This is a genomic window from Salinarimonas sp. (genome assembly GCF_046292825.1).
In the GTDB taxonomy this organism is placed as follows: domain Bacteria; phylum Pseudomonadota; class Alphaproteobacteria; order Rhizobiales; family Beijerinckiaceae; genus Salinarimonas.
Map to the genome: position 1 here is coordinate 90,698 of NZ_JBKBQG010000011.1, position 10,708 is coordinate 101,405.

A 10,708-nucleotide genomic window follows, 5' to 3' on the forward strand; every position below is an offset into this window, starting at 1 on the left:
GTCTGCCCATGACCGATTCCGGAAACCGTGACGTCCCCGCCCGCACCGAGCCCGAGGCCGAGCTCGCCCGCCGGCTCGTGGCGCATCTCGACCTCACCAATCTCGACGAGACCTGCACCGAGAGCGCGGTGGAGGCGCTCTGCATGAAGGCTCTGGGCGGCGAGGGCGTGCCGCCGGTCGCGGCCGTTTGCATCTGGCCGGCCTTCGTGAAGATCGCCGCGCGCAGGCTCTCGGGCTTCCCCGTCAAGGTCGCGACCGTCGTCAATTTCCCCTCGGGCGCCGAGAACGTGGAGCGCGTGGTCGAGGCGGCGGCGGAGGCGGTGCGCGACGGCGCCGACGAGATCGATCTCGTGATGCCCTACGCCGCCTGCCTCGCCGGAGACGAGGCCGCCGCGCGCGCCATGATCGAGGCGGTGCGCGAGCGGCTCGACGGCGAGGCGCGTCTCAAGGTGATCCTCGAGACCGGCGCGCTCGGCTCGGACGCGGCGATCGCCCGCGCGAGCCGGCTCGCGATCGAGGCCGGCGCCGATTTCATCAAGACCTCGACGGGCAAGATCCCGGTCTCGGCGACGCCGCAGGCCGCCCGTCTCATGCTCGATGCGATCCGCGAGAGCACGCGCCCCGTCGGACTGAAGCCCTCCGGCGGCATCCGCACGCTCGAGGACGCGCGCACCTATCTCGCGCTCGCCGAGGAGGTGATGGGCGCCGATTGGCCGACGCCCGACACGTTCCGCATCGGCGCGAGCGGGCTGCACGCCGCCCTCGTCGCGGCGATCGCCGGCGAGGCGGCGTCCGCGCCCTCCCGCGCCGCGTCCGCCCCGCAATCCCCCGAAGGCGGGAGCTATTGAGATGACGACGCCGATCCTTCCCCAGGAGATCATCCGCAAGAAACGCGACGGCGGGCGCCTCGCCGATGCCGAGATCGAGGCGATGATCGAGGGCCTCACCGCGGGCCGGGTCGGCGAGGGCCAGGCGGCCGCCTTCGCGATGGCGATCTTCTTCCGGGGCCTCGCGGTCGAGGAGCGCGTCGCGCTCACCCGCGCGATGATGCGCTCGGGCGCGGTCCTGACCTGGGACCTGCCCGGCCCCGTGCTCGACAAGCATTCGACCGGTGGCGTCGGCGATTGCGTCTCGCTCGCGCTCGGACCGCTGGTCGCGGCCTGCGGCGGCTACGTGCCGATGATCTCCGGGCGCGGCCTCGGGCACACCGGCGGGACGCTCGACAAGCTCGATTCGATCCCCGGCTACACGACCCAGCCGGACATCGACACCTTCCGTAAGGTCACGCGCGAGACCGGCTGCGCCATCATCGGCCAGACCGCCGATCTCGCGCCCGCCGACAAGCGCCTCTACGCGATCCGCGACGTGACCGGCACGGTCGAATCGCTCGACCTGATCACCGCCTCGATCCTCTCGAAGAAGCTCGCCGCCGGGCTCCAGGGCCTCGCGATGGACGTCAAGGTGGGCTCCGGCGCCTTCATGAGCCGGGCGGAGGACGCGCGCGCGCTCGCCGAGAGCCTCGTCCTCGTCGCGAACGGGGCGGGCCTGCCGACGAACGCGCTCGTCACCGACATGGACGAGCCCCTCGCGAGCGCCGCCGGCAACGCCGTCGAGGTCGCCTATTCGATCGATTATCTCACGGGCGCGCGCCGCGAGGAGCGCTTCCACGCGGTGACGATCGCGCTCGCCGCGGAGATGCTGGTGCTCGGGCGCCTCGCCGACACGCGCGAGGCCGGTGCCGTGATGGCCGAGGAGGCGATCGCGTCGGGGCGGGCGGCGGAATGCTTCGCGCGCATGGTCGCGGCGCTCGGCGGTCCCGCCGACATCCTGGAGCGCGCAGCCGACCATCTGCCCCGCGCGGGCGTCGTCCGCGCCGTCCATGCGGAGGGGGCGGGCGTGGTGACGGGGATCGCGACGCGCGACGTCGGCGTGGCGGTCGTCGCGCTCGGCGGCGGGCGCACCCGGGCGGAGGACGCGATCGACCATTCGGTCGGCCTCGTCGACCTCGCCGGCATCGGCGCGCGCGTCGATGCCGAGCGCCCGCTCGCCATCGTCCATGCCCGCGACGAGGCGGGCGCGGACGCGGCCGCGGCGGCCCTGCGCGCCGCCTACCGGATCGGGGAGGCGGCACCCGCGCCCCGGCCCGTGATCCACGATCGCCTGGAGGGGTGACCATGACCGTGCTCGTCGCGATCTCCGGTTGGGAGGTGGACGATTGGGTGGCGCGCCTGTCGAAGCTCTTGCCGGACCGCAAGGTGGTCGCGCTCGGCGAGCCCTTCGACCGGCGCGACGTGCATTACGTCGTCACCTGGAAGCACCCGCCCGGCGCCCTCGCCGGCCTGCCGAACCTCGCCGCGATCTTCTCGCTGGGTGCTGGCGTCGACCACATCATGTCCGACCCGCGCCTGCCGGACGTTCCGGTCGCACGCGTGGTCGATCCGGACCTGACGAACCGCATGAGCGAGTACGTCGTCCTGCACGCGCTCGCGCATCTGCGCCAATTGCCGCGCTATCTCGGCCAGCAGGCCGCGCGCGTCTGGGAGGACGACCGCTTCCAGCCGGCGGCGGGGGACGTCCGCGTCGGCGTGATGGGGCTTGGCGTGCTCGGCGAGGACGCCGCGCGCAAGCTGTCCACGATGGGCTTTCGCGTCGCGGGCTGGTCGCGGCGGCGTAAGGAGATCGCCGGGCTCGAGACCTATGCCGGCGCGGAGGCCCTGTTCGCCTTCCTCGCGCGCACCGACATCCTGGTGTCGCTCCTGCCGCTGACGCCGGACACGCGCGGCCTCATCGACCGCACGCTGCTCGCGGGGCTCGCGAAGGACGGCCCGCTCGGCGGCCCCGTCCTGATCAATGCCGGCCGCGGCGGCCTCCAGGTCGAGGCCGACATCCTCGCCGCGCTCGAGGACGGCACCTTGAAGGCGGCGAGCCTCGACGTCTTCGAGACCGAGCCGCTCCCCCCCGACAGCCCGCTCTGGACCCACCCGCGCGTCATCGTCACCCCCCACAACGCGGCCATGAGCCACCCGGATGCGATCGGCAGGCTGATCGCGGAGCAGATCCGGGCTTACGAGGAGCGGGGGGAGTTGGCGAACGTGGTGGACCCGGCGGTGGGGTATTGAGTAGGGTGCCGCAATCGCGCCGGGCTCGCGGTGGCGGGCGGCCGCAGATGTGGGAGTGACGAGGTGGACCCGCTCTGGTCTCTCGAAGTCGAAGGTTTCGGCCGCATCGCCCACGCCCGCATCGAGCAGGCGCCGCTGATCGTGCTCGTGGGAAAGAACAACAGCGGGAAGAGCTATATGGCTTCGCTGTTGTGGGGGTTGATGAATATCCCTTCATCAGCACGAGCCGCGGCGCGGCGCACCCAGGCGCTCGAATGGATTTTAGCTGATTTGCAGAAGGTCCGGACAAGTCGTGGGTCTGTGCATCATGCAGTTTCTCAGTCTGATTCCGAACACATCTCCGGTTCTCTCAATCGAATTATTGAGGATCCTGCGTTCATTGCAGAGATATTTTCAGACGATCAATTAGTCGCAAAAAAGATAGTGGTGAAGATCAAAAGAATGGCCTTTAAGCAGATTGGCATATCTTCATCGGAATATGGCGATTCCTACATATCCTTCGACGGCGCCCCGTTCCTCCAGGGCGACAAACTTTCGTTTTCATTGGGATCTGGAATAGAATCAGGGGAAGAGTCTCACTTCGCGCAGATGATTAGTGATTTCGTTGTTCATAAGGCTCTTGGTCTTGCGGGCTGGCCAATGCTCTTTAGGCCGATCTACCTACCTGCGGCGAGAACCGGCATTCTGATGTCTTTGAAATCTTTGATGTCGTCGCTTGTAGACAATATGCGCCCGCTTCACAATCCCCAGAATATACGATTTACGCTTCCAGCGGTACAATTTCTTCAAATGATGGTAATGGCGGAAGAAGACAAGCGATCGGAATCCCGTGAAATCGCCGAACATCTAGAGAGTTCGGTTTTGGCCGGACGTGTTCGCTCAAAAATAGATGGATTGGGAGGGGTAGCCTACAAGCCGAGGAATACGGACCGGGAGCTCCCTTTATTTTTGAGTTCATCGATGGTCGCGGAACTCGCGCCGTTCTTAATCTTGTTGCGGTCGCACTTTAAGATGTCGGCATTTATCATCGAAGAACCCGAAGCCCACCTCCACCTCTCCGCCCAGCGGGAGATGGCGCGTGCGCTCGTCAAGATCGTCAATCTCGGCATTCCCGTCGTCATCACGACGCACAGCGACACCTTCGTGCAACAGATCAACCTCCTCATGCATCTGCACGGGCACAAGCGCCGCGACGAGCTGATGGCGAAGTTCGGCTACGAGGCGAACGAGACCCTCGATCCGGAAAAGGCGCGCGCTTACGAGTTCGTCGACGACGGGAGCGGGCGTACCGTCGCGAGAGAGCTGACGAAGGAAGAAGAGGGCTTCGTCGTGCCGTCGCTGAACGAGACGCTCGCCGATCTGGCGAAAGAGCTCTACGAATTCGACAAGTCGTGAGGCCCCGCGATGCTCGCAGTATTCCACTCGAATCGTGCCTCGCGTCTCAACCCTGACTACATAACCCTGTGCAATGGGCAGGCCCAGATCAGCGAAAAGGCGGCCGCAGGGGCGGGGACGCTGAGCGTCGCCCTGCAAACCGATGCGCTTCTGCTGATCGGTCGCGAGAAGAAAGGGCAGATCGCTTGGCTGAAGGGGAAGAGCTGCGCCGATGCGGCTCTGCTTACGATCTGCCCCCGCGGAACGACGATCCACGTCTTCGAAATGAAGAAGACCGTCAGCGTCGGTGATCTCGAGTCGATCCTGCTTCAGATCGAAGGCATGGTTCAGAACGTATACGCGCTGATCGGCGTCCTCGGCCTCCCATCCGCGACGCACGTGTGTATCTATCTGGCGCTTCAAACCGAGAAGATTTCCCCGGCCGGCAACCCTTCGCTGATCGGGTTCAAGGGACAATTGGGCAAGCCGCCCACCAAACGCGAGCGCCTCCTCGCCGAGCTCCTCGACAACCGAATGACCATCCTCGATCTCGGCCCCGTCCCAGTCACCATCATCCAGCGCGACCAAGCCGGCAACGCCGCCCACACCCTCTAACCCTCCCCCTCCCGACACACGTCCACCCACACCGCCCCCGTCAATTCCGCCATCCGCTCCGGCGCAATCCGCACGGCCGCGTCGATGGCGCCGGCGGCGGGGATGACCTCGTCGAAGGCGCGCAAGCTGACGTCGCAATAGATGTCCAACGGGCGCGCGAGGCCGAAGGGGCAGACGCCGCCGACGGGGTGGCCGGTCAGCGCGGCGACCTCGTCGGGGGGCAGCATCTTGCCTTTCGCGCCGAACGCGTCCTTCAGCTTGCGATTGTCGAGCCGCGCATCGCCGCGCGCGACGATCAGCACCACGCGCTCTCCGAAGGCGAGAGCGAGCGTCTTGGCGATCTGCGCGGGGGCGACGCCGTGCGCCGCGGCCGCCTGGGCGACGGTCGCGCTCGGCTCGGGGGTGACGATCACGGCGATGTCGGGGGCTTCCCGTGCGAAGAAGGCGCGCACGCTGTCGAGGCTCATCGGGTCCTGTGCTCCACCGGTTCTCGGTCGCAGGCGAGGGGACGCCACGGCCGCGTTGACGATTCGCAATGCGGCGGGCGGGGGCGAGCCTATCCTCCGGGCCCGCCGCCGTCTCGCTCGGCGCGCGCGCAACCGCATTCGAGGAGGTGCACCATGCGCAGCCTGTTTCCCGTGATCCGCCGGGAGGATCGCGACCCCTTCGAGAGCCTCCAGAACGAGATGAACCGGATGTTCGGTCGCTTCGGCATCCCGGTCGCGATCGGCGAGGCGCGCTTTCCCGCCCTCGACGTGACCGAGGCGGCGGACGCCGTCGAGATCTCCGCCGAGCTGCCGGGCGTGTCGCGCGACGACGTGTCGATCGAGCTCACCCGCTCGGGCCTCGTGATCCGCGGCGAGAAGAAGCGCGAAGAGGAGCGCAAGGACGAGGGCGCCTACCTGCTCGAGCGCAGCTACGGCAGCTTCGTGCGCACCGTCCCGCTGCCCTTCGAGGCCGAGCCCGACCGCGTCGAGGCGAAGTTCAAGGACGGCGTCCTGAAGATCCGCGTGCCCAAGCCCGAAGAGGCGAAGGCGGCGCCGAAGACGATCCACATCGCGGAAGGCTGACGATCGGCGACCGCGACACGGCCGCTGCGACCTTCGTCGCGTCGTCGGGCGGGCGCCCCGCGAGACGCCTGTCGACGGGGCGGCGAGATCGCGTCCTCGCGCTTGAAACCGGCTACCGAACGCGCCACCTTACCTCTTGCGCGGGGGGCGCGCACGCTCCTGCCGAGGTGACGCCCCTCGCGTCCCGCAACGCCGCTTCTCGAAGCGGGAGCGCGGTGCTCTCCTGCTCGTCACGGCCTGCTTCTTGCAAGAGGCTCGTCCGAGCGCCTAAGCCCGAGGATTTCATCGCATGACCCAGTCCAAGACGCGTCAGCCCGTCGTTCCGGGGACGGAGGGCACCTATCCGGTGCTCCCCCTGCGCGATATCGTCGTCTTCCCGCACATGATCGTGCCGCTCTTCGTCGGCCGGGAGAAGTCGATTCGCGCCCTCGAAGAGGTGGTGCGCACCGATCGCCACATCCTGCTCGCGACGCAGAAGAACGCGGCCGACGACGATCCGGAGGCGGAGGCCATCTACGCGGTGGGCACCGTCGCCAACGTGCTCCAGCTCCTGAAGCTGCCCGACGGCACCGTGAAGGTGCTGGTCGAGGGCGCCGGGCGCGCGCAGATCGGCACCTTCCTGCGCACGCAGGATTATTACGAGGCGACCGCGACCGTCCTCGAAGACCAGCTCGGCGACAAGATCGAGGCGCAGGCGCTCGCCCGCTCGGTCGTGGCCGAGTTCGAGAACTACGTGAAGCTCAACAAGAAGGTCTCGCCGGAGATCGTGGCGGCGGTCACGCAGATCGAGGACCCGGCGAAGCTCGCCGACACGGTCGCCTCGCATCTCGCGGTCAAGATCGCCGACAAGCAGGACATCCTGGAGACGCCGACCGTCGCCGAGCGGCTCGAGAAGGTGCTCGGCATGATGGAGAGCGAGATCTCCGTCCTGCAGGTCGAGAAGCGCATCCGCACCCGCGTCAAGCGGCAGATGGAGAAGACGCAGCGCGAGTACTACCTCAACGAGCAGATGAAGGCGATCCAGAAGGAGCTCGGCGACGAAGAGGGCCGGGACGAGATCGCCGAGATCGAGCAGAAGATCGAGAAGACGAAGCTCTCCAAGGAGGCCCGCGACAAGGCCACCGCCGAGGTCCGCAAGCTGCGCCAGATGTCGCCGATGTCGGCCGAGGCGACCGTCGTGCGCAATTATCTCGACTGGATGCTCTCGATCCCGTGGAACAAGCGCTCCAAGGTCAAGAAGGATCTCGCCGCCGCGCAGGGCATTCTCGACGCCGATCATTTCGGCCTCGACAAGGTCAAGGAGCGCATCGTCGAGTATCTCGCCGTGCAGAGCCGTGCCAACAAGCTCACGGGTCCGATCCTCTGCCTCGTCGGCCCGCCCGGCGTCGGCAAGACCTCGCTCGGCAAGTCGATCGCCCGCGCCACGGGTCGCGAGTTCGTGCGCATGTCGCTCGGCGGCGTCCGTGACGAGGCGGAGATCCGCGGGCACCGGCGCACCTATATCGGCTCGATGCCCGGCAAGATCATCCAGTCGATGCGCAAGGCCAAGACCTCGAACCCGCTCATCCTGCTCGACGAGATCGACAAGATGGGCCAGGACTTCCGCGGCGATCCGTCCGCGGCGCTCCTCGAGGTGCTGGATCCCGAGCAGAACTCGACCTTCAACGACCATTACCTCGAGGTGGACTACGACCTCTCGAACGTGATGTTCGTGACGACGGCGAACACGCTCAACATCCCCGCGCCGCTGCTCGACCGCATGGAGACGATCCGCATCGCGGGCTATACCGAGGACGAGAAGGCCGAGATCGCGCGTCGCCACCTGATCCCGAACGCGATCGCCAAGCACGGCCTCAAGTCCGAGGAATGGGCGATCGACGCCGACGCGCTCATGCTCCTCATCCGCCGCTACACGCGGGAGGCGGGCGTGCGCAATCTCGAGCGCGAGATCTCCAACCTCGCCCGCAAGGCGGTCAAGGAGATCCTGCTCGAGAAGGTGGAGAAGGTCGTCGTCGACGAGCGCAAGCTGCAGGATTATCTCGGCGCGCCGAAGTACCGCTTCGGCGAGGCGGAGGCCGAGGACATGGTGGGCGTCGTCACCGGCCTCGCCTGGACCGAGGTCGGCGGCGAGCTGCTCACGATCGAAGGCGTCATGATGCCCGGCAAGGGCAAGATGACGGTCACCGGCAACCTGCGCGACGTGATGAAGGAATCGATCTCGGCGGCGGCGTCCTACGTGCGCTCGCGGGCGGTCGATTTCGGCCTCGAGCCGCCGCTCTTCGACCGCAAGGACATCCACGTCCACGTGCCGGAGGGCGCCACCCCGAAGGACGGCCCCTCGGCCGGCATCGCGATGGCGACGGCGATCGTGTCGATCATGACGGGCATCCCCGTCCGCAAGGACATCGCCATGACCGGCGAGGTCACCCTGCGCGGGCGGGTGCTGCCGATCGGCGGCCTCAAGGAGAAGCTGCTCGCGGCGCTCCGCGGCGGCCTCAAGAAGGTGCTGATCCCCGAGGAGAACGTGAAGGACCTGGCCGACGTGCCGGAGAACCTCAAGTCCGGCCTCGAGATCGTGCCGGTCACGCGCATGGAGCAGGTGCTCGAGCACGCCCTCCTGCGCATGCCCGAGGCGATCGAGTGGGACGAATCGAGCCTGCCGGCGCCGCGCCGCGCCAGCGCCGAGGAGGACCAGGCGGGCTTCGTCGCCCACTGATCCAGTCCGGAACCGTTCGCGACTGGCGTCGCACGGATGCAACAGCGGCCCTCGGAGCGTGCTCCGGGGGCCTTTTCGTGCCGGAAAAACTCCTATCCACAGGCAAACTCGCTTTTTCCGTCTTGCGGGAGCCAAGCTTCTCGCTTAGTCCGGACGGACACGAAACGACGGCGGACAAAGGCTTTGCGGCCGTCGTAACCTTTGGAGGACGATGCGATGAACAAAGGCGAGCTCGTCAGCGCGATCGCCGAGAAGGCGGGTCTGAGCAAGGCGCAGGCCGGTGATGCTCTCGACGCCGCGCTCGGTGCGATCCAGGACGCTCTGAAGTCCGGCGACGAGGTCAAGATCGTCGGGTTCGGCACCTTCCTGGTCGCCGATCGCCCCGCGGGCGAGGCGCGCAACCCGCGCACCGGCGAGAAGGTGCAGGTGCCTGCCTCCAAGACGCCGAAGTTCAAGGCCGGCGCCGGCCTCAAGGACGCCGTCAACGGCTGATCCCGAACCGGCGACGCGAACGCGTCACGAAGACACCAGGAGGCCGGCGGCGCTTGCGCTGCCGGCCTTCGGCTTTTATGTGAGAGACGTCCGAGCGTGCCTGTGGGCGCGCCTTGGCGCGGGGCGGTTAGCTCAGCCGGTAGAGCATCTCGTTTACACCGAGAGGGTCGGGGGTTCGAGCCCCTCACCGCCCACCAGAACGCTGAAAATCCTGTCTTTTTCGGCTTTCTCGAAAAATCCGCGCGGTTTCGCGTCGGGTCGCTTGACAGGGGTCTCGTGGGGCCGTAAACCCCCACCACCGCCGCGGACGACGCGGCGCCGAGCGCGGGCGTAGCTCAGTCGGTTAGAGTGCCGGCCTGTCACGCCGGAGGTCGCGGGTTCGAGCCCCGTCGCCCGCGCCATCGTCTTCCCCAGCGAAAGTAGCGACGAAGCGGTCCGACAAGGCCGCGCGACGGCTCGCGAGGACGACGCCATGCCCCCCGTCACTATGCGCGACGCCACGCGCGCCGATCTCCCCGACCTCGTCCGCATGCTCGCCGACGATCCCCTCGGCGCGTCCCGCGAGGGCTCGGCCGAGCCGCTCGACCCCGCCTACGAGGCCGCCTTCGCCGCGATCGCGGCCGCGCCCGGCGAGCGGCTCCTCGTCGCCGAGCGCGAGGGGAGGGCAATCGGCATGCTGCAGCTCTCGCTGATCCCCGGCCTCTCCCGCCGCGGCATGACGCGCGCCCAGATCGAGGGCGTGCGCGTCGCAGCCGAGCATCGCGGCGCCGGCATCGGGGAGGCGCTCGTGCGTCACGCCATCGCCATCGCCCGCGCGGCCGGCTGCGGCCTCGTCCAGCTCACCACCGACAAATCCCGCACCGACGCCCACCGCTTCTACGCCCGCCTCGGCTTCGTCGCGAGCCACGAGGGCATGAAGCTCGGGCTGTGAGGGCGAGAGAACCCCTCTCCCGAACGGGAGAGGGGCAGGGGTGAGGGGGTACGGCTGGCAATCGAGCACGGCGCTGCATGAGAGCCGCCCGATTGTCCTTCCCCCTTGGGGGAAGGTGGCTCCGGGCGGCGTCAGCCGACCGGAGACGGATGGGGGTCGTGCAGGATGAGGCGTAGCGGTGCCTCCTGCACGACCCCCACCGCCGACCCCTCCTTCAAGGGCCAGGGAGTGCACACATCGCTGTCTTTGCCTGCGATCGACGTCGACGAAGGCCGCTCTTGTCCTTCCCCCTTGGGGGAAGGTGGCTCCGGGCGGCGTCAGCCGACCGGAGACGGATGGGGGTCGTGCAGGATGAGGCGTAACGGTGCCTCCTGCACGGGGGCCGCCCCCC

10 protein-coding genes and 2 tRNA genes are annotated in these 10,708 nt (G+C 67.9%); 11 read left to right on the forward strand and 1 reads right to left on the reverse strand.

The window, feature by feature from the left end; all coding sequences use genetic code 11:
• Nucleotides 1-8 precede the first annotated feature (8 nt).
• The 5 genes from deoC (at nucleotide 9) to ACK4UM_RS08105 (ending at nucleotide 5,108) form a co-directional block, all read left to right on the forward strand.
• On the forward strand, nucleotides 9-848 hold the full coding sequence (gene deoC, locus ACK4UM_RS08085; RefSeq protein WP_409797612.1) for a deoxyribose-phosphate aldolase: 840 nt from the start codon (nucleotides 9-11) through the stop codon (nucleotides 846-848).
• 1 nt (nucleotide 849) lies between these two features.
• Nucleotides 850-2,172 carry a thymidine phosphorylase gene (deoA, locus tag ACK4UM_RS08090; RefSeq protein ID WP_409797614.1) on the forward strand — a complete coding sequence of 441 codons (1,323 nt, stop codon included), beginning with the start codon at nucleotides 850-852 and terminating at the stop codon, nucleotides 2,170-2,172.
• Nucleotides 2,173-2,174: 2 nt separating this feature from the next.
• Nucleotides 2,175-3,119 carry a 2-hydroxyacid dehydrogenase gene (locus ACK4UM_RS08095; RefSeq protein ID WP_409797615.1) on the forward strand — a complete coding sequence of 315 codons (945 nt, stop codon included), beginning with the start codon at nucleotides 2,175-2,177 and terminating at the stop codon, nucleotides 3,117-3,119.
• 63 nt (nucleotides 3,120-3,182) lie between these two features.
• Nucleotides 3,183-4,514: an AAA family ATPase gene (locus ACK4UM_RS08100; protein WP_409797617.1), complete on the forward strand. Its 1,332-nt coding sequence runs from the start codon at nucleotides 3,183-3,185 to the stop codon at nucleotides 4,512-4,514.
• Nucleotides 4,515-4,523: 9 nt separating this feature from the next.
• Nucleotides 4,524-5,108, forward strand: coding sequence for a hypothetical protein (locus ACK4UM_RS08105; RefSeq protein WP_409797618.1), 585 nt, complete (start codon nucleotides 4,524-4,526; stop codon nucleotides 5,106-5,108).
• Here the strand turns inward: ACK4UM_RS08105 and ACK4UM_RS08110 are convergent.
• On the reverse strand, nucleotides 5,105-5,575 hold the full coding sequence (locus ACK4UM_RS08110) for a YbaK/EbsC family protein (RefSeq protein ID WP_409797619.1): 471 nt from the start codon (nucleotides 5,573-5,575) through the stop codon (nucleotides 5,105-5,107). The genes ACK4UM_RS08105 and ACK4UM_RS08110 overlap by 4 nt on opposite strands.
• A gap of 153 nt (nucleotides 5,576-5,728) precedes the next feature.
• Here ACK4UM_RS08110 and ACK4UM_RS08115 point away from each other — a divergent pair, with 153 nt between their 5' ends.
• The 6 genes from ACK4UM_RS08115 (at nucleotide 5,729) to ACK4UM_RS08140 (ending at nucleotide 10,317) form a co-directional block, all read left to right on the forward strand.
• Nucleotides 5,729-6,178, forward strand: a complete 450-nt coding sequence (locus tag ACK4UM_RS08115; protein WP_409797621.1) for an Hsp20/alpha crystallin family protein — start codon at nucleotides 5,729-5,731, stop codon at nucleotides 6,176-6,178.
• Nucleotides 6,179-6,467: 289 nt separating this feature from the next.
• Nucleotides 6,468-8,894 (forward strand): endopeptidase La, encoded by a 2,427-nt coding sequence (gene lon / locus ACK4UM_RS08120; RefSeq protein ID WP_409797624.1) that lies wholly within the window; start codon nucleotides 6,468-6,470, stop codon nucleotides 8,892-8,894.
• Nucleotides 8,895-9,110: 216 nt separating this feature from the next.
• Entirely contained in the window at nucleotides 9,111-9,386 is a 276-nt protein-coding gene (locus ACK4UM_RS08125; protein WP_409797626.1) for an HU family DNA-binding protein, read from the forward strand.
• Between the two features lie 121 nt (nucleotides 9,387-9,507).
• Nucleotides 9,508-9,583: transfer RNA gene (locus tag ACK4UM_RS08130), tRNA-Val, on the forward strand.
• 127 nt (nucleotides 9,584-9,710) lie between these two features.
• A tRNA-Asp gene (locus ACK4UM_RS08135) sits at nucleotides 9,711-9,787 on the forward strand.
• Between the two features lie 71 nt (nucleotides 9,788-9,858).
• Nucleotides 9,859-10,317, forward strand: coding sequence for an N-acetyltransferase family protein (locus ACK4UM_RS08140; RefSeq protein ID WP_409797628.1), 459 nt, complete (start codon nucleotides 9,859-9,861; stop codon nucleotides 10,315-10,317).
• Nucleotides 10,318-10,708: the final 391 nt, after the last annotated feature.

Excerpts from the sequence above, each read along its gene's own strand:
- deoC (WP_409797612.1), top strand. The coding sequence starts at position 9 with ATGACCGATTCCGGAAACCGTGACGTCCCCGCCCGCACCGAGCCCGAG.
- deoA (WP_409797614.1), top strand. The coding sequence starts at position 850 with ATGACGACGCCGATCCTTCCCCAGGAGATCATCCGCAAGAAACGCGAC.
- ACK4UM_RS08095 (WP_409797615.1), top strand. The coding sequence starts at position 2,175 with ATGACCGTGCTCGTCGCGATCTCCGGTTGGGAGGTGGACGATTGGGTG.
- ACK4UM_RS08105 (WP_409797618.1), top strand. The coding sequence starts at position 4,524 with ATGCTCGCAGTATTCCACTCGAATCGTGCCTCGCGTCTCAACCCTGAC.
- ACK4UM_RS08110 (WP_409797619.1), bottom strand. The coding sequence starts at position 5,575 with ATGAGCCTCGACAGCGTGCGCGCCTTCTTCGCACGGGAAGCCCCCGAC.
- ACK4UM_RS08115 (WP_409797621.1), top strand. The coding sequence starts at position 5,729 with ATGCGCAGCCTGTTTCCCGTGATCCGCCGGGAGGATCGCGACCCCTTC.
- lon (WP_409797624.1), top strand. The coding sequence starts at position 6,468 with ATGACCCAGTCCAAGACGCGTCAGCCCGTCGTTCCGGGGACGGAGGGC.
- ACK4UM_RS08125 (WP_409797626.1), top strand. The coding sequence starts at position 9,111 with ATGAACAAAGGCGAGCTCGTCAGCGCGATCGCCGAGAAGGCGGGTCTG.
- ACK4UM_RS08140 (WP_409797628.1), top strand. The coding sequence starts at position 9,859 with ATGCCCCCCGTCACTATGCGCGACGCCACGCGCGCCGATCTCCCCGAC.